This window comes from Occallatibacter sp. (genome assembly GCF_035317045.1).
Taxonomy (GTDB): domain Bacteria; phylum Acidobacteriota; class Terriglobia; order Terriglobales; family Acidobacteriaceae; genus Telmatobacter.
Genome location: NZ_DATHHT010000017.1, coordinates 1 through 25,153, shown reverse-complemented (window position 1 = coordinate 25,153; position 25,153 = coordinate 1). Strand labels below are relative to the sequence as shown.

General features: G+C 57.8%; 23 protein-coding genes. 4 read left to right on the top strand and 19 right to left on the bottom strand.

What is annotated here, in order from left to right:
• Window positions 1–570 precede the first annotated feature (570 nt).
• The 9 genes from VK574_RS06870 to VK574_RS06830 form a co-directional block, all read right to left on the bottom strand.
• Window positions 571–1,683: an ABC transporter permease gene (locus tag VK574_RS06870; protein WP_472799089.1), complete on the bottom strand. Its 1,113-nt coding sequence runs from the start codon at window positions 1,681–1,683 to the stop codon at window positions 571–573.
• Window positions 1,680–2,729, bottom strand: a complete 1,050-nt coding sequence (locus VK574_RS06865; protein ID WP_472799088.1) for an ABC transporter ATP-binding protein — start codon at window positions 2,727–2,729, stop codon at window positions 1,680–1,682. The genes VK574_RS06870 and VK574_RS06865 overlap by 4 nt, the downstream gene beginning before the upstream one ends.
• Entirely contained in the window at window positions 2,726–3,793 is a 1,068-nt protein-coding gene (locus VK574_RS06860; RefSeq protein ID WP_472799087.1) for an HlyD family secretion protein, read from the bottom strand. The genes VK574_RS06865 and VK574_RS06860 overlap by 4 nt, the downstream gene beginning before the upstream one ends.
• Window positions 3,777–4,532 (bottom strand): TetR/AcrR family transcriptional regulator, encoded by a 756-nt coding sequence (locus VK574_RS06855; RefSeq protein ID WP_472799086.1) that lies wholly within the window; start codon window positions 4,530–4,532, stop codon window positions 3,777–3,779. Before VK574_RS06855 ends, VK574_RS06860 begins: the two co-directional genes overlap by 17 nt.
• Window positions 4,533–4,999: 467 nt before the next feature.
• Window positions 5,000–7,171: an FUSC family protein gene (locus VK574_RS06850; protein WP_472799085.1), complete on the bottom strand. Its 2,172-nt coding sequence runs from the start codon at window positions 7,169–7,171 to the stop codon at window positions 5,000–5,002.
• Window positions 7,172–7,173: 2 nt separating this feature from the next.
• Window positions 7,174–8,412, bottom strand: a complete 1,239-nt coding sequence (locus VK574_RS06845) for a multidrug transporter (RefSeq protein ID WP_472799084.1) — start codon at window positions 8,410–8,412, stop codon at window positions 7,174–7,176.
• A 30-nt stretch (window positions 8,413–8,442) separates the two neighbouring features.
• A complete protein-coding gene (locus VK574_RS06840) occupies window positions 8,443–8,730 on the bottom strand; it encodes a YtcA family lipoprotein (protein WP_472799083.1) in 288 nt (95 codons plus the stop codon).
• A 16-nt stretch (window positions 8,731–8,746) separates the two neighbouring features.
• Complete coding sequence (locus VK574_RS06835; RefSeq protein WP_472799082.1) at window positions 8,747–10,192, bottom strand: TolC family protein; 1,446 nt, start codon at window positions 10,190–10,192, stop codon at window positions 8,747–8,749.
• A 110-nt stretch (window positions 10,193–10,302) separates the two neighbouring features.
• Window positions 10,303–10,710: a YciI family protein gene (locus VK574_RS06830; RefSeq protein WP_472799081.1), complete on the bottom strand. Its 408-nt coding sequence runs from the start codon at window positions 10,708–10,710 to the stop codon at window positions 10,303–10,305.
• 22 nt (window positions 10,711–10,732) lie between these two features.
• Between VK574_RS06830 and VK574_RS06825 the strand changes: the two genes are divergently transcribed.
• Complete coding sequence (locus VK574_RS06825; protein ID WP_472799080.1) at window positions 10,733–11,605, top strand: maleylpyruvate isomerase N-terminal domain-containing protein; 873 nt, start codon at window positions 10,733–10,735, stop codon at window positions 11,603–11,605.
• Window positions 11,606–11,646: 41 nt separating this feature from the next.
• Here the strand turns inward: VK574_RS06825 and VK574_RS06820 are convergent, their stop codons facing one another.
• From VK574_RS06820 to soxR, 3 genes are all read right to left on the bottom strand, one after another.
• Window positions 11,647–11,910, bottom strand: a complete 264-nt coding sequence (locus VK574_RS06820) for a hypothetical protein (protein WP_472799079.1) — start codon at window positions 11,908–11,910, stop codon at window positions 11,647–11,649.
• A 107-nt stretch (window positions 11,911–12,017) separates the two neighbouring features.
• The gene (locus VK574_RS06815; RefSeq protein WP_472799078.1) at window positions 12,018–12,620 is read right to left on the bottom strand and encodes an ankyrin repeat domain-containing protein; all 603 of its coding nucleotides are present in this window, start codon (window positions 12,618–12,620) and stop codon (window positions 12,018–12,020) included.
• Window positions 12,621–12,847: 227 nt separating this feature from the next.
• Window positions 12,848–13,351 carry a redox-sensitive transcriptional activator SoxR gene (gene soxR / locus VK574_RS06810; RefSeq protein WP_472799077.1) on the bottom strand — a complete coding sequence of 168 codons (504 nt, stop codon included), beginning with the start codon at window positions 13,349–13,351 and terminating at the stop codon, window positions 12,848–12,850.
• Between the two features lie 69 nt (window positions 13,352–13,420).
• Between soxR and VK574_RS06805 the strand changes: the two genes are divergently transcribed.
• On the top strand, window positions 13,421–13,969 hold the full coding sequence (locus VK574_RS06805) for an NADPH-dependent FMN reductase (protein ID WP_472799076.1): 549 nt from the start codon (window positions 13,421–13,423) through the stop codon (window positions 13,967–13,969).
• Between the two features lie 312 nt (window positions 13,970–14,281).
• Here the strand turns inward: VK574_RS06805 and VK574_RS06800 are convergent, their stop codons facing one another.
• Window positions 14,282–15,754, bottom strand: a complete 1,473-nt coding sequence (locus tag VK574_RS06800) for a two-component system sensor histidine kinase NtrB (protein ID WP_472799075.1) — start codon at window positions 15,752–15,754, stop codon at window positions 14,282–14,284.
• A 711-nt stretch (window positions 15,755–16,465) separates the two neighbouring features.
• On the opposite strand from VK574_RS06800, the gene cyaY reads away from it, so the two are divergent.
• On the top strand, window positions 16,466–16,789 hold the full coding sequence (cyaY, locus tag VK574_RS06795) for an iron donor protein CyaY (RefSeq protein WP_472799074.1): 324 nt from the start codon (window positions 16,466–16,468) through the stop codon (window positions 16,787–16,789).
• A 114-nt stretch (window positions 16,790–16,903) separates the two neighbouring features.
• Here cyaY and pstS read toward each other — a convergent pair whose 3' ends face one another.
• From pstS to VK574_RS06780, 3 genes are all read right to left on the bottom strand, one after another.
• On the bottom strand, window positions 16,904–17,905 hold the full coding sequence (gene pstS / locus VK574_RS06790) for a phosphate ABC transporter substrate-binding protein PstS (protein WP_472799073.1): 1,002 nt from the start codon (window positions 17,903–17,905) through the stop codon (window positions 16,904–16,906).
• Between the two features lie 96 nt (window positions 17,906–18,001).
• On the bottom strand, window positions 18,002–19,432 hold the full coding sequence (locus VK574_RS06785) for a sensor histidine kinase (protein ID WP_472799072.1): 1,431 nt from the start codon (window positions 19,430–19,432) through the stop codon (window positions 18,002–18,004).
• 38 nt (window positions 19,433–19,470) lie between these two features.
• A complete protein-coding gene (locus VK574_RS06780; RefSeq protein WP_472799071.1) occupies window positions 19,471–20,169 on the bottom strand; it encodes a winged helix-turn-helix domain-containing protein in 699 nt (232 codons plus the stop codon).
• 298 nt (window positions 20,170–20,467) lie between these two features.
• On the opposite strand from VK574_RS06780, the gene VK574_RS06775 reads away from it, so the two are divergent.
• On the top strand, window positions 20,468–21,205 hold the full coding sequence (locus VK574_RS06775) for an aquaporin (RefSeq protein WP_472799070.1): 738 nt from the start codon (window positions 20,468–20,470) through the stop codon (window positions 21,203–21,205).
• Window positions 21,206–21,343: 138 nt separating this feature from the next.
• Here VK574_RS06775 and VK574_RS06770 read toward each other — a convergent pair whose 3' ends face one another.
• From VK574_RS06770 to VK574_RS06760, 3 genes are all read right to left on the bottom strand, one after another.
• Window positions 21,344–22,690, bottom strand: coding sequence for a TROVE domain-containing protein (locus VK574_RS06770; RefSeq protein WP_472799069.1), 1,347 nt, complete (start codon window positions 22,688–22,690; stop codon window positions 21,344–21,346).
• A 169-nt stretch (window positions 22,691–22,859) separates the two neighbouring features.
• A complete protein-coding gene (locus VK574_RS06765) occupies window positions 22,860–23,195 on the bottom strand; it encodes a hypothetical protein (protein WP_472799068.1) in 336 nt (111 codons plus the stop codon).
• Window positions 23,196–24,229: 1,034 nt separating this feature from the next.
• Window positions 24,230–24,979, bottom strand: coding sequence for a class I SAM-dependent methyltransferase (locus tag VK574_RS06760; protein ID WP_472799067.1), 750 nt, complete (start codon window positions 24,977–24,979; stop codon window positions 24,230–24,232).
• Window positions 24,980–25,153: the final 174 nt, after the last annotated feature.

The window sequence follows — 25,153 nt, the reverse complement described above, 5'->3', positions numbered from 1 at the left end:
AATTCCCGCTAACTCCCTCATTCCACTCGCAAAAAACTTCCCGCCATTTTGCAGGTAATTATCCCCTCCCGGCGCACAATGGAATCGTGATTGAATCCACCAGTTCCGTGATCGTGCGCATGGCGCCCGATACCTCCGCCAGCACCGCCTGTCCGCTAAGTCCAATCCGCAGAAACCTCTATAGCGATCCCCAAGCCTCACAGATCTTTAGCGCCACCCTCGTCTGCAAGTCAATGTAAATAAAATCTTTACCCAGAGAGAGTGAGTAATAGGGCCAAGGAGTCACGTCCATGTTCATCGAATGCCGGCATATACCGCCGGAGCGCAGGTCCCCCTCAATCAGGTCTTCCGCGGGCACTCTCCAGAAGCGCCAAGGCGGCCCACCCTCCCACAAGGAATGGACCGCCTCATCGCATTCCGGACTAACCGTCCTACCCGCCGGAAACTCAAACCTCTAATCCCTATTCGCTGTTCTCGCCTACTGGTCCCGTTCACTGATCACTGTCCACTGTTCACTGTCCACTGTCCACTGTCCACTGTTCACGGCTCTCTGTTCACCGTCCACTGTTCTTAAAGTGTCCTCTTGAACAGCGGCGTTGCAATCAGCAGCGTGCCGATCCCAAACAGAAACAGAAACAGTAAATCTCCCCGAATCGCAACGAACCCGCCATCCTTCAGCAGGATCGCCTTGAACCCATGAATCGCATACGTGAATGGATCGACAATCGCGATAGCCCGCAGCCACTTCGGAAACGCCGCGATCGGATAAATCGCACCCGAAGGAAAGAACAGCAGCGTATTCAGCACCCCAAACATCGCGCGCGGCACCAGCGGATCGTCCACCCGCACCATCATCAAAAACATCATTCCGTTGAACGCGATCGACACTCCCACGATCAGCAAGAACAGCTGGAACAATGCGAGAGGGTGAAAAATCGTGCCCAACCCCGCCATCAGCGATCCAATCACTGTCAGCGAAATCCCCGCCAGCACCGCCTTGATGGCGCCGGCCGCATTGAGTCCCATCACCAGTTCAAGCTTGCTGATCGGTGTCACCAGGTATCCCTCGTGCACACCGCGCGCCTTGTCGTCGATATAAAGCATCCCGCCGCCGATCATCACCGAGATGTACATCGCAAGCGCAATCGACCCCGACAGCAGGTACTTCATGTACTCGACGTAGGGATACAGCTCGACAATCTCCAGCGCGATATTCTTCACCACCCGATCCTGGATCACTGGCTGATTCAGCGCGTCGATCAGCGATTGCATCTCCGATTCAAGGCTGCCGCTCATAAACTGATCGGAGTTGTCGACCACCAGCCCGATCCGTGGTGCATCCTGCGAATAGACGCGCCGCGAATACTGTGCCGGGATGATCACAGCCGCATCCACCTTCCCGGTCCGAACATCCTCCCGCGCTTGTGTTTCATCGTCGTAATTGACTGTCGTGAACGTTGCAATGTTCACCGCAACCGAATCGAACGCCTCGCGAATCCTCAACGCTTGCGGGCCATGATCGTGGTCAACGACCGCCACCTTCGCCCCGCGAATCTTCCCGCCAAAAGCATTTCCCAGAATGATCAATTGCACCAGCGGCAACATCATCGACATGATCATCAGCACCGGCGAGCGGAAAAACTTCCGCATTTCGCGCTCGACAATCGCCATAAACCTGTTCATGGTTGTGCTCCCGGACGCGGCGGCATCATGAAGACCGACTTCACCTGCTCATCGCGCAATTGCCTGCCCGTGTAGTGCACAAAAACGTCATCGAGCGATGTGTTCTGCACGCTCAGCGAAGTCAGCTGCTCGCCCAATGCCTTCGCCATCTCCACCAGCTCCGTCGTGGTCTGCGATCCATTCGACGTCAGTACGCGATAAACGCCCGCTGATTGCGATTGCACCTCCGTCACATCCGGAAGGGCCTCCAGCCGCGCCTTCCACTCTGCATCCTCACGATTGAATTGCACTTCAACCACATTCGATCCCGGCACGCTCTGCTTCAACTCCACCGGACTGCCCAATGCCACCAGCGTTCCGTGATCGACAATCGCAATGCGGTCGCAAAGCCGGTCGGCTTCTTCCATGTAGTGCGTCGTCAACAGCATCGTCAGGTTGCGCGTCTTCTTCAGATTGTTCAGCATCTCCCACACCGCGATGCGCGAGACAGGATCGAGTCCGGTTGTCGGCTCGTCAAGAAAGAAAATCCGTGGATCATGCACCAACCCACGCGCAATCTCAAGCCGCCGCCGCATGCCACCCGAAAGTGTCTTGGTCTGCGCACTCCGCCATTTGGTCAAGTCCACAGCTTCCAGCACATCGGTAATATTCTTCTCCCGCTGCGCCCGCGGAACGCTGTACAGCTTCGCATAAATACTCAGGTTCTCTTCGACCGTTAGATCCTGGTCGCTAGTCAGCGCCTGCGGAATCACCCCGATCATTCGACGCACCGCGTCCGATTCCTTGCTCACATCGTGGCCACCCACAATCGCCTTCCCGCTCGTCACTGGAATCAGCGTTGTCATCATCCGGATCAGCGTGCTTTTCCCGGCACCGTTCGGCCCCAGCAGTCCGAAGATCTCTCCGTCAGCCACGGTGAAATTCACGCTCTTCACTGCTTCGAAATCGCCGTATTTCTTGCAGATGTTCTCCACGCGAATCGCAGCCGACGCATGGCCATGCAAAGGGTCCGGCGTAGGGGTGACGGTATGTGCGTGCGACGTCATTGCTTCACCAGCTTGTTCTTGGGCACGTAGACCTCAGCAGTCATCCCCGGCACAAACTTCTCATCCGGGTTATCGATCAACAACTTCAGCCGCACGGTTCTGATGTCGCGCTTGCGGCCGCCGTTGATGTCGCGCTGCGTCGCAAAATCCGCCTCCGCACTCTTGGCAATCACCTTTCCCTGCACCGACGCGCCGCTCGGCATCACCACCCGCAGGCTGTCGCCAACCTGCACAGCGTCGGCCTGTGTCTCCGGCAGCGGAGCATATACCCAGGTCTGCGTCAGGTCCATAATCGTCGCGATGGTCCCACCCGCCGTCAACACCTCGCCCTGTCTTGCCGCCAGTACATTCACCGGCCCTGAGACAGGCGCAAACACCCTGGCATATCCAAGCTGCACACCAGCCTGATCGGCCAGCGCCTTCGCGTTCTGCACGATGCCCCGCGTCGATGCCACGGTTCGCGCTGAAACCTGCGCCAGCAACTCATGCGCATGCGCCTGCTGCAGCGCCGCTTTCGCTGCCGCCACGTTCGCCTTCGCCGTCTCCACTGCTGCCTCGGCAGCATTGAGGCTGGTTACGGCTTCGTCCTTGGCCTGGTCGCTCGCAATTCCCTGCTTGGCAAGTGCTACCGTGCGCGTCGTGTCTGCCCTCTGGTGCGCAAGATTCGCCTGCGCCTGGGCAAGTGCTGCCTCGCTCGCCTTCACCTGCGCCTCGGCATTGGTCGCCGCACTCGACACTTCGCCTTCATTCTGCCGCTGTGTCTCAACTGTCTCCGCCAGCTTCGATTGATCGCTCTGGACATTGGCCTGGGCCGCTTTTTCGGCCGCCGCCAGATCGTCGCTCTCCACAATCGCAATCAGCTCGCCGGCCTTCACCGTCTGCCCTTCGTCCACACTCAGCGTCTGAATGCGTCCGGGAATCTTCGCGCTCACCAGCACTTCATTCGCATCCACCGTACCAATCAGCTTCAGGTCACCCGAAGTGCGGGCGGTGAACAGATACCATACGAACGATCCCAGCGTAAGCAGCCCGAGGATCATGAAAACTCTATTTCTTGCGTTCATCGTTTCTCCCAAAGAGATGCCGCGTACTCGGCAGTTCCGGCATGGGCGTATCTGCAAGCACGCGAGCCGCTAATTCAGCGCCATGGGCGCGGTCGATAAAGACTGCCTGTCCCAGAAACTCCACCACCGCACGCCGCCGAGCCGCCAAGGCATCGGGCGCGAAAGGCTCAAATGGCATCAAGATCCGCCAAACCGGCGCTGCTAGAAAATAAAAAACATTCGCGCCGAGCGTAGCCAGATGAATCTGCAGCCAGTCGACGTCGATCAATTCGCCCGATGCAATTCCCTCGCGCATCATCGACTGGTACATCGTTTGCAGCGGAGCAAAAACCCGCTTCACTAGCACCGGCAGAGCATCCGACTCGCCCTGGTGCATGCGCATCATCTCCTGCTGCATCAGGCTCTGAAACTCGCCCTGCGCCAGGATGCGGTCAAAATGGTTAAGTGCGGCTCTCAACAACCGCTCACCCGGCGAAGCATCGCGGAGAAAAACAGCCATCGACAGATCCCGTATCTTCGCCGAAATCATCTCCACCGCGGCAATGTAGAGGTTCTCCTTGCTGTCGAAGTGGTAGTAAAGCAGCGCCTTGTTCACGCCCGCGGCCGCGGCAATCTGGTCCATGCGAGCACCTGCCATCCCCAGTGCGCTGAACTCACGCAAAGCCGCATCGAGAATCCGCGCACGGGTTTCGGAGGATCGGTCAGTGGATACGGATGCGTTTTGGATATCAGGATTCATCTTGACCAAATAGTTAAACTAACTGGTTAGTAAAATAACCGAGCCAGCAGAAAATTGCAAGGAAGTTTCATGTAAGAAAATCTTGGAATTCTGGATGGTGTGAGTAAAAATCAGCTCGGGCGCGAACAAATTGTCAAATTTCTAACCTTTTTGGAGAGTCTATGGGAAAGGTAGAGGCGTTCGCAGCTGCACGAAAGCTTTTGCCAGGCACTCAGAGGTTCGACTCGATGGAAGTCTCATTTTCCGCCGGTGATATCCAGCCAAACCGCTCCCAGACAGCTATTTACGCGAAACCGGGTGAAATTGGTCCTGAAAAATGCGCTTCTCTTGCCCATCGTCAGGACTCATTTCTGCTCGAGTCAGTAGCATGCTCTTCGTCCCGAACTATGTGAAAGCTATCATGCACAGCGCTGGCTGCGGTTCCCAGGTCTCAGCGTGGAAACTGAACGGGAATTCCCAGGCAGCCATCAGACTCCAGGGTCCGCTACAGGACCGGCGGGCATCTGGACTTCGTAGAGCCCTTCGAATGCGACTTCACCCTGGAGCCGATCGACAAGCTGTGCGATGGTCCGGGTGAGGCGCAGGAGAGCGCGTTCGCGTTCGGAAAATTCGGTTTCGATTTTTTCCGGCGAAGCATCGAGGCGATCGACGATGCTTGCGATCGAGCCGGGGGGATGAGTGCGCGTGGCAAGCTGGTTCTCGAGGCTCTCCGCGATATGCAGGAATATGCGCGAGCATTCAAAGCGAAAATCGTCCTCGAATGCGGTAAATGACCGGGACTTCAAATCGGTCGTGGCAAAGATGCGGAACTGAAGGAGCGGGGCTTCGAGCAGATAAACGCTGCGCAGGGGAGCCTGCCATCGCCGGATGCGGTCGCGAGCCGCCATATCCCCTGCACGCAAGGGTCCGGTTTCAAAGGGGACGGCGTCGGACTGGGCGTTGACTTCGCCGAAGTGGCGATAGACGGCATCGCGCTGGCGGCGAATCTTGAGAATGGCTGCCGGGTCATCCGCACGCGGTGTGGATGAGAAGAGATCTGCCAGCAGGCGAAGATTGGCGACAAAGATGCGCACCATTTCGTCGGCAGCGGAGCGGGAAAGTAGCCGCTCGAACACGAGCCACATGATGGTGATGCCGAGCAAGACGCCGAGGACGCGGTCGCGCGCGATAGTGAGATTGGTCTGGATGGAAAAGTCGCTGAGGTGGATGAGGTAGAAGGCGAATGCGAATTGCAGGCCGGCGTAGGAGAGCCGTGTGCTCGATGTCCCGATCCACGCGGCGACAAAGGTTGCGGTGGCGAACAGGATCGTGAATCCACCGATGGAATCGAGAAAGGGGAGAACGAAAATCTGGGATCCGAGGCCGAAGATGACTCCGCCGAGAACGAATCCCGCCATGCGGAGGATCTGTTTCTGACGGGAAGAGCCGATGGTGGTAAGTGCAGTGAGCACACAGGTGGTGACGGAGGTAGAGAGGTTGGGCCAGTCCAACGACACATAAAAGATGTAGCAGAGCATGGACGCCGCGGTTCCTCCCAGGATGTAGCGCAGATGCTCGGGATTGGAGAAGGCGTCGGGGATGAAGATGCGCGTAGTATCGGGCGGGTCCTCGATGCTCTGAAGGGCCGGATCGGGAGAGTTCTCTTCGCTAAAGATGGAGGGCATGAGCGAGACCATGGATTCAATCTCAGACATGAGCGGGGTGCCAGGACTGGGCCGGGGCTCAAGGACTGCCTCGCAGGGTTGGCCGTGGGTGTGAAGGCAATGGCGGATGTCGGCGATGCTTCGAGTCAGGCGCTCGGCGCGCTCCTCAAGCCCGGGCAGCAAAGGATAGGCGTCGGCGAGGGCGGCAGCAAAATCAATGGAACGCCCCACCTGGGATACCAGGGCACTCATGCGGGTGCGATAGAACTGCGAGTAGCTTCCGCGGGCCACGTGACGCCGCAAGGCGCCGGCTCCCACCATGGCAAACTGCGGAAGGCGCGCGCGTGTGGCGGCGGAGATGGGCCGTGCCGCAGCGTAATCCGCCATGAGGTCTTCAATCAGGGCAAGACGTGTATCGAGGCCATCGATCAGGTCGTCGCGGCCATGCAGCGCGTAATAGACGACTTCGACGCATAGCGTTACGAGCGCACCAATGAGAGTGGCAGCGACATTCCACAAAGTCAGTTCGACATTTCTTTCCGCAGGACCGGGCAGGTACCAGATGCCGACAACGTTGGCAACGACGAGCGCCATACCGGAGGCGACGGCGTAATTGGCGAGGCAACGGAGCAGAAAGAAGACGATGAACAGGCTGCCGGCCACCCACAGAAAATGCGTCTCGGGAGTGGAAGCGAACAGACGTGCGCCGATGGGGATGAAGAGGGTTCCGAGAGCAAACGCGGTGATCAGGAAGATTGCCGAGCGGGCGGTGGCCACCAGGTTTTCACGCGAGAAGATGAAGGCGGACAATGCACCCACGACACCTCCGGGAATGCGGAAGGTGACGATGAGAATCATGGTCAGGGTGGCGGCGATGACGATGCGTGCGACGAGCGCCCCGCGGCCGGGATAAGGCGCGAGTTCGTTCTTGAGGAAGTCGGGGAACCACTGGTTGAAGTGTTCCTCGTGCGGGATGTGGATTGCCTCGGAGGCCATCTCTATTCCCCGATCTTCGGAGGCGCGTTGCCGCGGATGATGACGACCGCGGATTCGCCGAGGCGAAAGACGTCAGTGGGCTGGTCCTGAATTCGCACGCGCACGGGAAAACGCGAGGCCAGATGCACCCAGTTCAGGGTGCGCTGGACGTCTGGAAGGCCTGGCGCGGTGATATGGCCGACGATGTCGCTGTCGGGCGTGACTCCGAATCCGACGCTGTCGACGACGCCTTTATAGCGAACGCCGGGACGGGACATCACATAAACGTCGGCCGCCATTCCCGGCTGGATGCGGCGCAACTGGGTTTCGCGGAAATTGGCGATGACCCACCAGACGCGCGTGTCGATGAGGGTGAAGATGTGTTGGCCCGCGGTTGCGTATGCTCCCTGGGAAAGGGTGAGGTTGGTGACACGGGCATCGAAGGGAGCGAGGATGCGGCAGTTGTCGAAGTTGTATTTTGCCGTGTCGATGGCAGCCTGCTTGCCGAGAATCTGTCCTTCGAGCGGCTCGAGCGTGGTGACGTTGTGCGTTGCCTGCTGGACTTGCTGGTGGCTCTGATCAAGCAGGGCCTGCACCTGTTTGTACTGTGCCTGGGAGGCGAGGAGGCTTGCCTCGGCCAATTCGAGTTGCGATTTGGCCTGGTTGGCGGCCTGCGTACGCGAAATTTGCAACGTGCGCGCCTGGTCTACCTGGTCGACGGTGACAAACTGGCGCGCCAGCAGCGGTTCAATCCGGTGGAGATTATTCGAGGCGTACACGAGCTCTGCATCGGAGCGGTCAACGGCGAATTTGGCGCCGGCAACATCAGCCTTGGCCTGTTCGATGGCAGCGGCGGCGCGGGCAACGCCAGCCTCGGAGCCAAGTACACTCGCCTTGGCCACGTCGATGCCACTCGATTTGGCGGCGATGATACGGCGCTCGTCGCTGATCTGGCCTTCGAGCGCCTGCTGGTCGGAGCGGGCGCGGGCTAGCGCATAGGCATAGGGGCGTTCGTCGATATCGAAGAGCGGATCGCCGGCCTTCACCTGCTGATTGTCGGAGACATACAAGTGGGTCACGGGTCCGTTGACGAGCGGGGCCATGCCGATGTAATTCGCGAAGACTTCGGCATCATCGGTGCGCGGATTGGCATTGACCTCGTGAACGACCAGCAGCGAGATGAGAACCGTACCGATCATCACCGCGATGCTGATGGTGCGGCCGACGATGTGAAGGCGGTTGTGCGATGGGTCAGAGGGCATCGTTCCTCCTCGAATCAACGAAACAGGAGATCAACTAAACAGGATTAGCCAAAGCGAGCAGGCAAAAAAGAGCGCGAGACACGGATAGACAACCACAGGCCAGAGCAGTTCCTTGTCGAGCGCGAAACGGGCGAAGATGCGATTGGCGATCGCGGCCAGAAGGATACCCGCAACCAGGCAGATGAGCCAGGACGGGAAGAAAGATCCGAGGATGTTGAACGTGGGTGAGCGGCCGCACCCTGTGAGTGCAGCCACGAACAGCGCTGCCGGGAGAGTCAAAAATCGTTGCACGCGATTCACGTTTTTGCGTCGCTCCATTCGCATGAGTTCGGGGTTAAGGGCCTGGGCTCCAGTGCTGGGTTTGAACAAGGTCGCCGGTGCGGAAAGCGAGGTTGGTGACCTGGAGTAACAACTGCGTGCGCGCCGCGATGTCTTCGGAACGGGCCTGCGCCAAGGACTTTTGTGCGGAAACGACATCGAGTAGATTGCGGACGCCATAGCCGTAAGCTTCATGTGCCGCTTCGTACGATTGTTGCGAAGCGGCCAAGAGCGCAGCCGCCGCTTGTTGTTGCCGCAGCGCTGTCTGCATTTCGGAGTAAGCTGCCCATACCTGGTTGGCAATTTGGTCGCGAAGCGCGTCGATCTCGGCTTGCGCAGCTTTTTTGTCGGCTGTGGCCCGGGCGATGTTGTATTCACGCCGCGCACCGTCGAAGAGGATCCATTTGAGCTCGAGTTGCGCGTTCCAGGCTTCGCCTTGTGCGTAGTGTCCTGGAAAAAGGTCTTGCTGTCCGTAGGCCCGCGCCAGGCCTCCATCGCCTGTGAAGCTGAGAGAAGGAAAGTAGCTCGATCGAGCCTGTTTGATGGAAGCATTGGCAGCACGTACACGCGCTAATTGCTGGAGCAAATCGGGGCGCTGGCCGAGGGCCCGATCGATCTCCTGATCGACGGAGGCGGCTATGGATGAAGGAGGCTTCAGTTCGTCAATGCCCTGGACTTTGAATACCGTGCCTGGCGCGAGTCCGACCGCCGTAGCAAGATCGCCGCGAGCGATGTCGACCGCTCCGGCGGCGGCCTGCCGGTCGTAGTCCGCCTGGGTACGCGCGGCGGTGGCTTCGAGTTCGTCGGGCTTGGTGGCGAGCCCGTTGGCGAGGCGTGCCTTTGCGTCCTCTTCGATGGTTCTTGCGTTTTCGAGGCTGACTTCCGCTGCCTGGCGCTGGCCTTCGGCGTTGAGGAGGCGGTAGTAGGCGGATGCGACCTGATAAATGACGCGGCGATGGGTATCGTTGAACGCGAGATCGGAAGCCAGCAGATTGGCTTTGGCCGCGTCGATTTCTCCAATGCGTCCGCCGATGTCGAAGACCAAATACTCGACATGGAGAACGGGTTCAAAGATGCCTTCCGTCTGGCGGTGAAAGAATTCGCCGACGAGGGCCGCGTCACGAAGGGTGACGGCAAGTGCAACTGCAGACATGGTGGGATAAAGAGCGCTGCGGGCAATGCCCAGAGTGGCAGCCTTCGATTTTGCTTGCTGCCATGCGACGCGCGTCTCGGGGTTGTGCTGCTGGGCCAGGTCGATCAACTCGGGGAGTGTATAGGTCTTGTCGGGAACGAGATCGACAGCCTCTTGTGGGCGGACGGCGAGTTCATGTTCCAGAGCCTGAACACCCGTAGGTTGCCAGACGGCGCCCGATGCAGGCGGGGCGCTTTGCGCTGCAAGACGGGCGTGCAGCACGGCCGACGCGAGGATTGCAATTGTCGTAACCCGGCCCGTCGTTGTCATGCGTGCATGATAACGTAGACCCGTCCGAGCACAGGGAAAATCAACTGGCAGTAGTCCCCAGAAACTGAATCAGGAGGAGCAGTCGCATCAAGCCGATACCGGGACTGCACTCAACGTGCGGTTTTCTTTCGTCGCCGCCGCTCGCTCTCCTTCATCATTTCGTTCAAATCCGCAGCCGGACCTATCACAATCGGTCCAAGTCCATACTTGAAGCCTGGAAGCTGTGAGACAAGCTGAATGGCGTGATTGAGGTCTCGCGCCTCAAAGATTTGAAGGCCGCCGAGCTGTTCCTTGGTTTCCACATAGGGTCCGTCGGTCGTTGCGACTTTGCCGTTTTTCCAGGACACAGTCAGCGCGGTCTCCGGAGGCTGAAGAGCTACTTCGGCAACAAGATGTCCGTTGGCGCGCAGATGGTCGTTGTGCTCAAAGCATTCGTCGAGCACTGAAGGGCTACCGTCTAGCCTGGGGCCGACATTGTTCACATGAACAATTTCGATCGAGCCCCTCACAGGATGCACCTCGCGCCACCGATTTGTCTCAATGACGATTTACTATAGCCTTCATCCCATGTCCGACCGAATCTCAGGCACCGAACCGATCCTATGCGCCCCGCTACTTCGCCATGTCGACGGAAAGCTGATTCAATTGCTGCGCGATCTCCGCCCCGCAGAATGGGAATTGCAAACCATTGCGCCCGCCTGGAAAATCCGCGACGTGGCAGCTCACCTTCTCGACACGGTGCTTCGCAAGCTATCCATGGTCCGCGATCATTGCTTCGTCGAAACGCCTCAGATCCGCTCCGACCAAGACGTCATCGACCTCGTCAATCGCCTCAATCGCGAAGGCGTCACGGTCTATCGCCGTCTCAGCCCGCCTGCTCTGATCGGCATCATGGAAATGGCCTGCCGCCAGAACGCCGACTTCCACGAATCCCTCGACCCCTTTGCGCCCGCCGTCTTCAACGTGAGTTGGGCCGGAGAATCCACTTCTCTCAATTGGTTCGATACCGCGCGCGAACTCACCGAGCGATGGCACCACCAGCAGCAGATACGTCATGCCACCGATCGTCCCGGCATCATGACGCCGGAACTCTACCATCCGGTTCTCGACTGCTTCGTGCGTGGACTTCCCTACGCCTTTCGCGATGTTGATTCGCCAGTCGGAACCGCGGTGCAGCTTGATATCTCCGGCAACTGCGGAGGGAGATGGCTTCTTTCGAAAAACAATCCACTTTGGGCATTCGTATCATCATCCGCGAATCCGCCCGCCGCCAGGGTCATCATTCCGCAGCAAATCGCCTGGCGCGTATTTACCAAGGGAATCGACCGCAATGAAGCCCTCGCGCTCTCGACCGTCGAAGGAAACACCACTCTCGGCGAACGCATCTTTCATCTCACGGCCATCGTCGCTTAACGACGCCCGCAAACCCCGTCTGCTTGGCCACGCACCGCGATTCACGCGAAAAAGTTAACATTGGTTTTTGAATCTGATTGGTTTGACAAGGCAGCCGATTGATCATCGCTCCCTTGGGGCTCTTCGGCTTCCTCCGGGTCTTCCTCTTCAAGCCCGCGCTCCGGCGGGTGATCTTTCCCGTCATAGGCGTCGTCTTCCATACGGGCAGCAGGATAGAAGGCAAACGGCGGCTGGATCTCACTCTCAGCCTTCGGAGTGCTTGCCGCTCCTATCGCTCGAACCTCGCGTATCGGGCCGATTTCCATAGAATTCACCGGACTGTCTGTTTAATAGTTATCGGCGGAAACGAGCAACACTTTAGAAAGAAGAGTCAGAATCAAACCTGCTGTCGCTGCGCAAAGCCCCCCAGAGACTACTCATGCCCGCCATGTTGGCGAAGGAATCGGGCTACGTCCTCGTGTTTGAAGAACACCGCTGCATGAAGCGGCGTCGCACTTGCTGTATCCCTGGCATTAATGTCCGCATGGTTCGCCAGCAATATCTTCGTCAGGCGAACAGATCCCGCTTCTGCCGCCATGTGCAAGGGCGTTTCTCCGTCGTCATCGGCAGCTTCAACTTCCGCGTGCCGTGCGATCAGAATTTTCACAATCTCTTCCTGCCGATAGAAAACCGCCGCATGCAGCGGCATTGCACCATGTGCGTCCTTGGCGTTGACATCGGCGCGATTTGCCAGCAGCAACTGCACGACTTCCTGCCAACCCTTTGCCGCAGCCAGGTGCAGCGGAGTGTCCCCATTTTCATCACGCGCAGCCACATCGGCGTGAAAAGACAGAAGAACGTTGGCCACCTCACGGCGCCCGTACAGAGCCGCGAGGTGAAGTGGAGTCGTCCCGTCTCCCTCTTTTGCCAGAGCCAGCGCTGGATTTGCTTCAAGCATCGCCCGCAGCGTCACTACGTCTCCGGCTGCGGCAGCGTCTTCAATCGTCGTGCAATGTGCGAGTGCACTCGAAGTCAAACCGACCACAAGTATGATTAAGCCCGGAACTCGTCGAAAGTGGAGTGCGCATTTGAGCAGTATCAGCGTACGCAGAGCCCCTCGCAGTTCCGCCCGACCCCAACGGAACTCACTGGGTAAAATTGATCTCTATTTGAAAGACGAAGAATATCGTTCTAAGGTTTACGATCACATGCGACGGCGAACACACGTGTATGCCATCTACGACCGCCAAATCGTGTCATCGTCTACCTAACTCCCTTTTTAAGACAGCACATCTCCGGATCCAGCAACCGCGGACCAGGTCCCTCGGCAGCCAGGCAATCCCAGGGGTTCCGAAGCGGGCAAGTTTCCAACGAGAGACATCCGCATCCGATACATCCATCCAACTGGTCTCTCAACCGCGTCAACCGCTCGATCCGATCGTTGAGACGCGCCCTCCACACGACCGACAGCCTTTTCCAATCCCCTGATGTTGGAGTTCGCTTCTCAGGCAGTGTTGCCAATGCTTCTCGAATCTCTTCAAGTGGAATTCCGGTTCTCTGTGCCACCTTGATCACCGCCACTCTGCGCAGCACCTCGCGCGCATAGCGCCGTTGGTTCCCGCTATTGCGCCAGCTGCTGATTAAGCCCTTCGCTTCGTAGAAATGCAGCGTCGATACGGCCACTCCACTCCGTGCCGCCACTTCGCCCACGGTAAGAGACAGGTGGATCTCCGGCCGCTGCCTCTTGTCGCCTGGTCGTGCAATCATCAATCTTCCCTCTTGACCTCAAGTTTACTTGAGGTTCTATTCTTGAGCCAGTGGAGGCAGCAAAATCTTATGGAATCACCAATCAGGGTCGGCCTGGTTTACGGATCGACGCGACCGGGCCGCTTTTGCGACACCGTTGCCCGCTGGGCCTCAGGCCAGATTGTCGCCCGTGAAGGTTTCGCCGTCGAGATCATTGATCCCGCGGCAGTCGAAACCGTGAGTACAGTCTCACTGAATGGCCGCGTCGCTGCATGCGATGCATTCATCGTCGTCACGCCCGAGTACAACCACGGCTACCCGGCTCCTCTTAAAGCGCTCATCGACTCGTTCGGGCCGGAATGGCACGCCAAGCCGGTCGCGTTCGTCTCCTATGGCGGAATCTCCGGCGGCCTGCGCGCAGTCGAACAGCTCCGCCTCGTCTTCGCGGAACTGCACGCCGTCACCATCCGCGACAGTGTAAGCTTCGCCGGTGCGTGGGAACAGTTCGATGCCAACGGCGCACTGCGCAATCCGGAGCGCGCCGAGCGATCTATGGACGCGATGCTCCGCCGTCTCCACTGGTGGGCTGTCAGCCTCGCGCATGCCCGCGACATCTGGCCTTACGCAAAAACCGTCTAGTGTCTGTCTCTAAGATTCGCACCAGAATTAAACTGTCATCCTGAGCGTAGTTTGGCCGGTGTTTCGGCCAAACGGAGTCGAAGGATCTACCCTGAAAATTCGGATATCGGCACGAACGAGGGTGCCCCATCCAAGCTCCGCTTGGGTAGAAAAGCACAATCTGACCAGCAGCGATTTTCATTCTCCCTGTGTTGCGCAGCGATATCCACGACTGCCGTTGCTCTTTGCGGCTTATACGGATCAATCCACGTCTCGGGGGCTGTGCGCAACACACGACTTCAGCGAAAGGGAGCCGCAGTGGCCAGCAGTGTTTCAGGCAGAAATGGAACGATCTTCCGCAGTTCGTTGCCCGCTCAATCCTTGGCGGTCGTACCATTCGCCGGAGGGATCATACGGTGTGAAGACGGGCAGAAAGACGCGAACGGTCGTACCTTGATCTCCCGCGTCTTGCCTGCTTTCAATCTCAATGCTGCCTCCGTGGCCTTCGACAAACTGCTTTGCAACGAACAAGCCGATGCCTGTACCCACAGTGCTTCGGGTCGTGAAAAAGGCCTCAAATACCCTTGGCAGATCACCTTCCGCGATTCCGACACCGTTATCCTGAATGGTCAGGACGATGCCAACCGGGGAATCTATCGCATCCTCGACGGAGATGGACAAGACGCCACCAGCCTGCATAGCGTAAATCGAGTTCATCATCAGGTTTGAGACCACCTGCATCATCTCCCCGCGACGCAGCACGATCTTCCTTGATGAATTAATCGCCTTCTTGATCTCAATGCCTGTAGCTGTACAGCGTGGCTCATAGATCGTGATTGCATTGAGAACGATCTCCCCGATTGAGGCACTGCTTGCCGGTGCATGTTCGCGATAATAACCAAGCGTCTGCTTGGCAATATGCGAGACACGCACGAGTTCCGTCTCCACTGACTGGTAGTAACTGATACCGGCCGGGTCGGTAATCATCGGACGAAGAAGGTAAATCAAGTTCATCACGGCTTCGAGAGGATTGTTGATTTCATGGGCGATCGTCGCCGCCAAGCGGCCGGTTGCCGCAATCTTCTCTGCCTGCAACAGGGCTTGCTCAAGCCGTTTGCGCGTGGAGATATCGCGCAAAATCTTGGACGCGCCGATAACTCGACCGTGCTCGTCTCTTATCGGAGAAACGGTGAGAGAAACATCGAGCAACTGACCGCTCTTGGTGCGGCGCACGGTCTCAAAGTGCTCGACTCGGCGTCCGGCACGGATATTCTCCATGATGTTCTTTTCATCGGAGTGAAGTTCCTCCGGAATAAGCTTCAGAATCGGCGCTCCGATCATCTCGTCCGCGGAATAACCGAAAAGACGCGTAGCGGCCGCGTTCCAGCTTGTAATGATGCCGTTCAGATCCTTGCTCACAATCACATCGTCAGAGGATTCAACAATAGCTGCGAGTTGGCCAAGGCGCTTGGAACTGTCTTCCAGCATCTGCTCCCGTTCAAACAGGCGATCCTCTGCCCTCTGATGTTCGGTGCCAAGCAACGCATAATCCTGTTTGAGCCTTAAATGTCGCTCGTTCAAATCGCGCAAGGAAATCATATCTTCTGAGATGCGACGATCAAGCCTGTTTTCCAGCACTTCGGCCGGGGCTGCAAGGACACACGCAGCGATGGCTTCATGGGTAGCCAGGAACTCCTTGATGTCGTCTTCCAGAACCAGTTCGGGATGTATCTCGGTCCAGTAGTGGGCTGTTCGAATAAATGCAAGAAGGAGTTTGGTGTACTCCAGCGTCTTCCCATCAAACACACATTTCAGGGCACGGAGCGCTCTCGGCGCATCCGGAGTTTTCAAGAAGACATGTGCTGCACAAGCAAAGATTGCTCTTTCCTCCGCGCTGTCCGGCTCTGGAGGCAAAGACAGCAGGCCCAGCCCTTCACACAAGGCAACGTGCTGATCGAGGTCGGATTCAAAAGGAAGATCCCGTCGGAGCAGCGGCAACACTTCATCTAGCGATTGGGGCAGACACTGAGGGTCGCCCGCCGGACGGCCTAACCCCACCAGGAATCCAAGATGTCTGGCGATACAGTAACGGACACTGCAGAAAAGGGATAAGTAAACAAACAACCTCTCCTTCAACAGGGAGGGCAACGGGTTGTCCAGGTACGCGAACTGAGCAAATCCCCACAGATTCTCTGTGATCTTCGGGTCGTCCGTGGTGAGCCGAAAGAAGTTGGGGAGAACTCCAAACCGTTCGAGAATTCTGGATTCCAGCTGACTACCCGTTTGTGCCATGCTCCCCCGTCTAAACACCCCCAGATTACGTCGCTTACAAACCTGTGAGCTCCTCACCACCGTGTAAATTGCGGCAGAGAGAACGATCGTACGCTCTTTGACCAGACAAGTCCGCTCGATTCCATATGAAGGTGCTATGGGGTCAGAGACGCTGGCTGACGAGAATTTCGATTCTTGGCAGATGCGGCTACCGCACCGCCAGCCATCGATTGCTACACTTGAATCATGCAGGATGAAATCGAGTTTCGCCGAGCGGCGGAAAGCGCTCTCGAGGCACTCAAGAAGCACCTGATCGCCCGCGAAGAAGAAGACGAAGCCGGCTTCGAGGTAGAGGAGCAGGGCGGCGTGCTGAACGTTGTCTTCGAAGAGCCCGCGGTGAAATTCGTGATCACACCGAACACCCCGGTGCGCCAGATTTGGATCTCCGCCCTCTCCACCAGCTTCAAGCTCGACTGGGATGCCGCATCCGGCACGTTCGTCCTGCCCCGTACCGGCGAGAAATTGATTCCGCTCGTTGACCGGCTCATCCACGAGAACAGGCAAATCTAGCACGGTTGCATAACTGGGTTTTGAAAGGTCACGGCCTTGGCCGTACCGCGATAAGCGCTCAAAAAAGTGGGGCCGCGCCTTTGCGCAGCCCCGCATATTTGGCCCTGGATGTCTCTACTGCAGCGAGTAAACCGTCTTCAGTTCCTTCTCAACCAGCGTATCCGGCAGTGGAGCATATGACAGCGCCGAAACCTGTCCTTCGCCCGACTTCAGAATCCAACTAAGCAGATCCTTCAGTACGGTGCGATTCGCCTGGTTCGCGCCCTTCACCGGAATTAGCAGATACGTGAAGCTCGAAATCGGATACGCATTTGCACCCGGAGCATTTGTAATCGACACACGATAGTCAGCGGGCATCTGCTTCACGCTCGCAGCCGCGTCAGTCACTCCCTGAATTGAAGCGGTGATAAAGTTCCCTGCCGGGTTCTTTACCGAGCCAAATGCAATTTTGTTCTGCAGTGCATAAATCAACTCGACATATCCAATGGCACCCGGCAGCTGGCGAACAAGGCCCGCGACACCTTCATTACCCTTGCCACCCACTCCCACTGGCCAGGATGGGGACGATCCTTTGCCAGGCCCACCGGCCCAATCCTTGCTCACCTTGGTCAGGTAGTCGGTCCAGATGAAACTGGTGCCGGAGCCATCCGAACGATGCACCACGATGATCTTCTGGTCCGGCAGCTTCGCATCCGGGTTATCTTTCGCAATTCTTGCATCGTTCCAGTTTGACACCTTGCCGAGATAGATATCCGCCAGGACGTCGGAGCTGAAGCGAAGCTCTTTTGCGCCCGGAACGTTGTACACCGGCACAACTGCTCCAAGCACCGTTGGAATATGAATCAGCTTTACCGGTGACGACGAGAGCATTTCGTCGGTCATCGGCATGTCTGACGCTCCAAAGTCGACCAGCCCTTTGGTCACCTGGGCGATACCGCCGCCGGAACCAATCGAGGCATAGTTAACCTCGACTCCGGGGTGCGAGCTACTGTATTCGCTGAACCATTTTGAGTAGATCGGGTATGGAAATGTTGCACCGGCTGCGGTTAACTTCTGCGCCTGGGCTACACTCATCGCCAAAACTAACAAACCCATTGTAAGCAAAGTCTTTTTCACGTAATCGCTCCCGTGCAGGATCACTGCCGTACTTCATTCTCTCTAGCGAATGTTACTGGGATTTGAAAAGCAGGCAGCTTTCTGATTTTTATCAACTTAAACGCCGTTTTGTGCTATTGCGGGGGCGTCGGCATGCTCATCAAGGCGGTGCTTTGAGGGGACAATTGGCAGAGTGAATAGAAACGTCGTTCCCGAGCCAAGTTCGCTCTCCGCACGGATATGTCCCCTGTGCGCTTGAACGATATGCTTCACAATGGCCAGTCCAAGGCCAGTTCCGCCAGCTTCCCGCGATCGCGCCTTGTCAATCCTATAAAATCGCTCAAAGATCCGGTTCAGGTGCTCCGATGCAATGCCTGGGCCAAAATCCCGCACATAAAACTCGATCTCTCCATCCAGCGCGCGCGCGCCTACCTGGATCCTTCCGCCCGACTTTCCATATTTGACGGCGTTTTCAATCAGATTCCCAAAAACCTGGTTCATTGCGTCGGGATCGACCATCACAGAAATATCCGGCGCTCCCGACGACTCCAACTCCACTCCCGAATCCACCACAAGGCCGCCGAGCGAATCAATCGCATCATTCACCATTTCACTCGCCCGCGTCGGCTGCATGGCAAGCTTGTAATCCGGGCTCTCGATCGTTGCCAATGCGAGCAAATCCTCCGTCAATCGGTTCATCCGCGTCGCATTCTTCAGGATCACCTGGAGGAATTCATTGGTCGTTGCCGGATTGGGATGCGGATCCTCCACGAGCGTTTCGACATATCCCTGAATCGACGTCAAGGGCGTGCGCAGTTCGTGGCTCACATTGGCAATGAAATCGCGGCGCGACCGTTCCGCCGACTCAATACGAGTCACATCATGCAGAACGGCGATAACTCCGCCGGTTGGCAGCGGAGCTGCGCTAATCTCGAAGCTCCGGCCCGCTGCCAGCGAATTCGACCGACCATACCGTACTTCGCGCGATTCCTGTGCGCTTTTCACACAGTCAAGCAGTTCCGGATCACGTACCGAATGCACCAGGGGGCGGCCAACGCGGATTTCAGTTCCAGCAATGCGCTTCATCACGGCATTTGACCAGCGGACCAGGCCTTCCGCCGTAACCGCAACCACTGCCTCCTGCATCGAGTCCAGCATCGTCGCCAGCTCGTGTCGGCTGCTTTCGATCTCAGCAAAACTCTGCCCCAATCGCTCAGCCGTCTGGTTCAGCGCGGCCTCCATCGCGGCCAGTTCACCTCCGCGCTCGTGCGCCAGGCGCGCACTCAAATCTCCTTGCGCGATGCGGTGTGCAAACGTCATCACCCGTTGCAGCCGCGCCGTGATACGGCTGGCCGCAAATGCTGCGATCGGCAGCGCTACAAGCAGCGCGATCAGCCCGGACCAGATGGCCTCCCGCCCCAGGCGATGCAGCGTCTCTCCCGCGGAGTGCTCCATCATCCGGCGCAGAATGATCTCCATTGCCGCTGTCTCAAACAGCAGCAGGAGCACGAACAGCGCCATCAATTTTGTGAATACTTTGCGCGTCAATTCAGGGCCTGCTCATGCCAGGATCCTGGCCTGCGGTCTCACTCACCCTTTGGGATCTCGAATCGATATCCGGCCCCGCGCACGGTTTTCAGGTAGCGCGGATTCTCCGGATCGACCTCGATTTTCTCACGGATGCGGCGCACATACACGTCCACCGAGCGGGGCGTGACAAAGCGTGCATCGCCCCAGACCGAGTCCAGAAGGTGGTCGCGGCTAAATACCCGCCCTGGGTGCCGGGCAAGGTAATCCAGCAGCCGAAACTCCGTGGCTGTCGTCGTCGTCAGATCCCCGCGGACCCTGAGCTGCATGGCATTTGCGTCGATCACAACTTCTTCAAAGCTGATCACCGACGGCGTAGTCGGGCGCTCAAATCGCCGCAGCACCGCCTTTACGCGCGCAACCAGTTCGCGCGTGGCGAACGGCTTGGTAATGTAATCGTCTGCGCCCAGCTCCAGCCCGAGTACCCGATCGTTTTCGCCTGCGCGCGCCGTCAGAAATATGATGGGAATCGTGGAAAGTGCCGGATGTGACCGCAGCCTCCGGCAAACATCCAGTCCATCGCCTCCAGGAACCATGATGTCGAGCAGAAAAAGCGCCGGAGGCTGGCGCTCGGCATCGGAAATCACGTTGTTCGGGGTATGGAAAATCCGGGGTGCAAATCCTGCGGCTTCAAGATGATGCTGTACCAGCCGCGCGATGTCAGTATCGTCTTCCAGTACAAATACGGTTTGGCTCAAACCGGAATGCCTTTCACTGGCGGCCGTTGGATTTTCAGTGCAGAGGCCGCTCAATATCGTTAACAGAGTAATTCAGGGAGGCAAACAAATTGCAAACGTTTGATGAATTTGAAACATCGGCCGGCCCCTGGTTGTCGTTCTTGACTCTATTCGGCTGCCTCTGCGACACTCGCTCCGCATGAAGCAAAGGGCTTCTGCCCGTCTCTCCTCCCTCACCGGTGCAGTTTTGGATGTCCGGCACACGCACGAAACCGGGCAACGGCAGTTCTAAGCTGTCAAACAACGACTGGAGGAACCCATGAAAAAGTACTTCGCTGAGTTGGTAGGCACATTCATCCTCGTGCTCTTCGGTTGCGGAACCGCCGTGGTCGCAGGGGACAAGGTTGGTATCCTCGGCATTGCCTTCGCCTTCGGATTAGCACTCATCGGAGCGGCCTACGGAATCGGGCCCATCTCCGGCTGCCATATCAATCCCGCCGTCAGCCTCGGGGTGTGGTCCGCGGGCAGGATGAAGACTGGCGACATGATCGGTTATTGGATCGGCCAGTTCATTGGCGCAATTCTCGCAGCTGGCGTGCTTTCGTTCATCGTTCGCGGCGTTGGCACCGGCTATGACGTGGCCACGAGCGGCCTCGGCCAGAACGGTTGGGGCCCTGGCTACCAGGGAGGATACAACGTCACCTCCGCCATCGTCTTCGAATTCGTGGCGACGCTCATCTTTGTAATCGTCATCCTCGGAGCGACGCAGAAAGCCGCTCCCGCGGGCTTCGCGGGCCTCGGCATCGGCCTGACCCTCGTTGTCATTCACATCTTCGGCATTCACATCACCGGCGTCAGCGTGAACCCGGCGCGCAGCCTCGGCCCGGCGCTCTTCGTTGGCGGCACGGCGCTCGCGCAGGTCTGGCTCTTTCTACTCGTTCCCAGCGTCGCCGGCCTGGTCGCAGGGCTACTGTTCCGCTTGAAATTGCTCGAAGCCGATGAGCCCATGCCGGAAATCAAGAACCGTCGCGGAGTCGAGAACGAAATCGCGGTTTAGCCGATTCGTCTCGTCTTTGCCAAAAACAAACAGGGAGATCTGCTTTCACAAATCTCCCCGTTTGACTATTTGAACCGGGTGTCCCATCCATGACGTAGTTTCATCGCGTCATGGATGGGAAAGCACGAACCCAATCGCTCACTTTGAGTCCGACCGCTCCAGCTCGGCAATGAACTCAACCACCGCCTCGCTCCAGCCATCGACGTGCATCCACGCGCCGTATCCAACACCGTTGCGGTTCGATGCTACGTTGATCACGTAGCCGCGGCCGCGCGGCGCCGGCACCTGGTCGTGCGACTGCTCGTCGGTGATGACCACCATGCGGTCGTATCCCTTCCGCATGTCGGCCTCAACCTGCCCGATCGCCTTTCCCAGGTACGTCCCGCCATGCGGCTGGCTCTGGTCGAGCGCGTCGCGCAACGCCATTCCACGACGCGACGCCACCAACTTCGCCTCGTTCGAGAAGGTGTACACCGTCACCTTCTCTCCGATTTCTCGAAGCAGGATCGCCAGTCCGTAAGCCGCATCCGTACGACGCATATCCGAGCGATGCGAAATTGCCGCCTCCATCGATCCGGAAACGTCAACCAGCAACACCGTGTGCCCCGGCAAACGCCCGGCACGGCCCTCAAGCGCACGAAACATCGCCGTCTCAAGCGCCTGCTCCCACTGCGGAACAGAACGAGCCGCAGCCAGAAAACGGAACGGCAAAACGCGGTCCGTCTTCATCGCAGAAAGCGCGGAAAGCACGAGCTCTTCGCTCACGGCCGCCCCCTGCATATTGCGCAGGTTACGCAGCAAAGCCAGCGCGCCAAGCTTGCGCTCAGCCAGCAAGCGCTCCCACACCTCGCGTTTCTCCACGCCGTCACGTCCGGTTGCCGACAGCGCAACCTCCCACGTATCCGGCGTGGCCAGCTGGTTCTCGGCCAGACGCTTCCACAGCGAAGCCTGCGCCCCGTCCACCGGCCGCGCATGCGACAGGAACAGCACGTCACGTAGACGCACCGCGCCCGCACGGTCATACTTGGCCAGCGCGTACTCGTCGAACTTGCAGAATGCCGAAGCCAGTCCCTTCTTCACCTGCGCCGACAACGGCTGACGTCCGCCCGCCCAGTAGATGGCGACAAACTCCGACAGCTCATCGGCACGCTGAATCACGCGCGTCAGCGTTTCCGCCACCAGTCCGCGATGCGTTGTCAGTCGCGCCATCTCGCGCACCAGTAACAGCGGCGCGTGACGCAGTTTCATCCGCTCGCGAGCCTCAACGGCCAGCGCCGCTACCTTCTCGGCAGCTACCTTCGGCACCAGTTCGCCGATACGTCCGGCAATCTGCACGCCATCCTCGTAGAACTCCCCCTCCCACAACATGCAGGAAAGAACCGAGCGACGCAGCGCCTGCTCCGGAGTGATCGCCTTGGCCGGCGCTCCCTCGTGCGTGCGCAAACGCGGACGCCGGTAATGCTTTGCAATGTTCAGACGCATCATGCGCCTCCTTTCCAAAATCCCTGCCGGGGAAAAATCGGGTGCGGCCTTTACACCAGGCTCGCGCCCGGCGGCAGGATTCGAACCTGCGCTACCGAAGATACAATGCTTCCTCGGTCCTCTACCACTGAAGTATCCGTACCCTGCGCCACCGGCAGTTTACCTTCTTTGATCAAACAGCACGCGCCGCTTCGTCTTCATCCTCATCGTCATCACCCGCCGGTTGCACCTTCGTCACCGCATAGAAGCCCTTCGTTTTCGCGGAGACTCGCACAGGGTCCACATCGATCGCCAATTTCGTCATCTCATCCCAGGTCGGCTTGCGCTTGTCGCTAAACTCGCTGCAGTCGAACACCGTAAACGGCACCACGATATTCGGACTCGTATTCATGCAAATCACCAGCAGATCCGAATCGCGATAGCCCGCGACCACTTGCCCCCAGTTGCAACTCTTGCACAGGTGCGCGCTTCCCACCGGAGTTCCATTCTTCACATTCAGCTTGCTCATAACGCTATCGCTTCTATCCGGACGCGCCGGAGGTTTATTGACCGGGGAACCAGCGAAAACGGCATTGTTCCGATGCTCTGCCATTGAGCTACCAGGATCTACACCCCGGGTGGGACTCGGACCCACAACCGCCGGATTAAGAAGTATCCGTCTTCTACACCACCGGCCAATGTGGTTGACTGTTAAAGCGCTCCCGATACGAGCGCGGGTCAAGAGAGCAGCCGGGGAACAAGCGGAAGCGGAACGTTAGGTGCCTTTGCCATCAGACCACTTGAGTTCACACTCAAGGCAGGACTCGAACCTGCATCCCCTCGTTGGACAGACGAAGTATCCGCTACCTACACCACCGGCTGAATGATTTCCTTCCTACAACATGTTTCAAAAGCACGTCGGGGAACCTGCGAGAAGAGTGGACTCGGCGCCTCCGGTTCACGGGACCTTGTACATTGGGCTACGCCCCCGCCCGTGAACTAAGTACGACCGGCAGGTTTTCGTCCTGCTCGTCCTTCTGTGTCGAAGAAGTAACTCTTCTCTATCACCACCGACGCAATTCCATACTCGATAAGTCACCCAACGAGCGCACTTACCCCAGCGCACGCAACTAACTATTGCGGCGACACCAAAACGAGACACAACCCTGCTTAACTAACCCGAGGGAATAAGCAAAGACAGAACGGTTTTTCGAGTACCAATTCGAAGTACCTGTCTTCTTCGCCACTCGGGCTACCACACATTCGAAATGCGTACTGCCGCTTCGAATCTGCCCTGTTGCTTAAGTTTTCTGGAACGCGCGCAGGATAAGGACGCCAGAGACGTTATCGAGAACTGACGAAGTACGCCCGGCGACCGGTCAGACTCTTACCGAGCCATTCCAGCCTAAGCATCGAATTGGGTGTGATGCAATTCATCGGGCGTTTCTCCTACGCAGTTAGTACTTTGCCATAAGTAATTCCGAAAAGCAAGCATCCGAAGATATTTTCTTCGCAATTCAATCTATCTTAATTGCACTTATCGTCTTACTCAGAGAATACATATCAGGCGATGGCAACAAATCGGAGCCGCACATAATCCGCAATCCAATTTCCTACCTCATCCTGCAGGGCTGACGCAAGTAGTTCAGCCGTCTCCCTCACCACTGCTTCACGAACATCCTCCGGCAATCCATCCAGGACTCCGCGGCGAAATGTCCGCAGCCACCCCGCCATTCCACCCTCCGCAAGCTTGGTCGGCCGTGGAATCAGCGCCATATGTTCCAATCGAAATCCATGCCGCTTCAGCCGCTCCGTATAGCTCTCAGCGGTTGGATAGTAATTGACCCCATCCTCTCGATCTCCATATCCATGCCGCTCCAGCACCGCCATCAGCGCCACGCGAATCGCCGCAATGTTCCCATGTCCGCCCATTTCTGCGACAAAACGTCCACCGCTCCTCAGCACGCGATGTATCTGCGCCAGCATCTCGTCCTGATCGCGCACCCAGTGCAGCGCAGCATTCGAGAAAACTGCATCGAAGGTTCCATCATGAAACGGCAACAATTCAGCGTTCGCCTGCTCCGCCTCGATTCCCCGCCCACGCGCCGCCTCCACCATGTTCGCGGATGCATCGACTCCCAGCACATGAGCGCCAGTTACCGCAATGCGCTGCGTTAACTGGCCATCGCCACAGCCGAGGTCAAGGATGTACTCGCCCCTCTGCGCATCAAGCAACTCCAACACGCCCTCAGCGAGTCCGTGCACAAATGCGCCGTTCCGTTCGTAGGCCTGCGGGGCCCAGGTCTGCATCATCGTCAACCTCCGCCATCAGTTTCAGCGAACTCTGGAGCATAAGGCAAAGTTATTCTGTTTTGGGTTTGGATAATAAATTGTAATGAGTCTTTTAACCGCGAGGAATGCCTAGAGCGATTGCACGGGAAGCAGTGTCAGGTCGTCTACCAGGCCGACTTCCTTCTGTACGAATGG

Excerpts from the sequence above, each read along its gene's own strand:
- VK574_RS06870 (WP_472799089.1), bottom strand. The coding sequence starts at position 1,683 with ATGAACAGGTTTATGGCGATTGTCGAGCGCGAAATGCGGAAGTTTTTC.
- VK574_RS06865 (WP_472799088.1), bottom strand. The coding sequence starts at position 2,729 with ATGACGTCGCACGCACATACCGTCACCCCTACGCCGGACCCTTTGCAT.
- VK574_RS06860 (WP_472799087.1), bottom strand. The coding sequence starts at position 3,793 with ATGAACGCAAGAAATAGAGTTTTCATGATCCTCGGGCTGCTTACGCTG.
- VK574_RS06855 (WP_472799086.1), bottom strand. The coding sequence starts at position 4,532 with ATGAATCCTGATATCCAAAACGCATCCGTATCCACTGACCGATCCTCC.
- VK574_RS06850 (WP_472799085.1), bottom strand. The coding sequence starts at position 7,171 with ATGGCCTCCGAGGCAATCCACATCCCGCACGAGGAACACTTCAACCAG.
- VK574_RS06845 (WP_472799084.1), bottom strand. The coding sequence starts at position 8,412 with ATGCCCTCTGACCCATCGCACAACCGCCTTCACATCGTCGGCCGCACC.
- VK574_RS06840 (WP_472799083.1), bottom strand. The coding sequence starts at position 8,730 with ATGGAGCGACGCAAAAACGTGAATCGCGTGCAACGATTTTTGACTCTC.
- VK574_RS06835 (WP_472799082.1), bottom strand. The coding sequence starts at position 10,192 with ATGACAACGACGGGCCGGGTTACGACAATTGCAATCCTCGCGTCGGCC.
- VK574_RS06825 (WP_472799080.1), top strand. The coding sequence starts at position 10,733 with ATGACGATTTACTATAGCCTTCATCCCATGTCCGACCGAATCTCAGGC.
- VK574_RS06820 (WP_472799079.1), bottom strand. The coding sequence starts at position 11,910 with ATGGAAATCGGCCCGATACGCGAGGTTCGAGCGATAGGAGCGGCAAGC.
- soxR (WP_472799077.1), bottom strand. The coding sequence starts at position 13,351 with ATGATTGCACGACCAGGCGACAAGAGGCAGCGGCCGGAGATCCACCTG.
- VK574_RS06805 (WP_472799076.1), top strand. The coding sequence starts at position 13,421 with ATGGAATCACCAATCAGGGTCGGCCTGGTTTACGGATCGACGCGACCG.
- cyaY (WP_472799074.1), top strand. The coding sequence starts at position 16,466 with ATGCAGGATGAAATCGAGTTTCGCCGAGCGGCGGAAAGCGCTCTCGAG.
- VK574_RS06775 (WP_472799070.1), top strand. The coding sequence starts at position 20,468 with ATGAAAAAGTACTTCGCTGAGTTGGTAGGCACATTCATCCTCGTGCTC.
- VK574_RS06770 (WP_472799069.1), bottom strand. The coding sequence starts at position 22,690 with ATGATGCGTCTGAACATTGCAAAGCATTACCGGCGTCCGCGTTTGCGC.
- VK574_RS06765 (WP_472799068.1), bottom strand. The coding sequence starts at position 23,195 with ATGAGCAAGCTGAATGTGAAGAATGGAACTCCGGTGGGAAGCGCGCAC.
- VK574_RS06760 (WP_472799067.1), bottom strand. The coding sequence starts at position 24,979 with ATGATGCAGACCTGGGCCCCGCAGGCCTACGAACGGAACGGCGCATTT.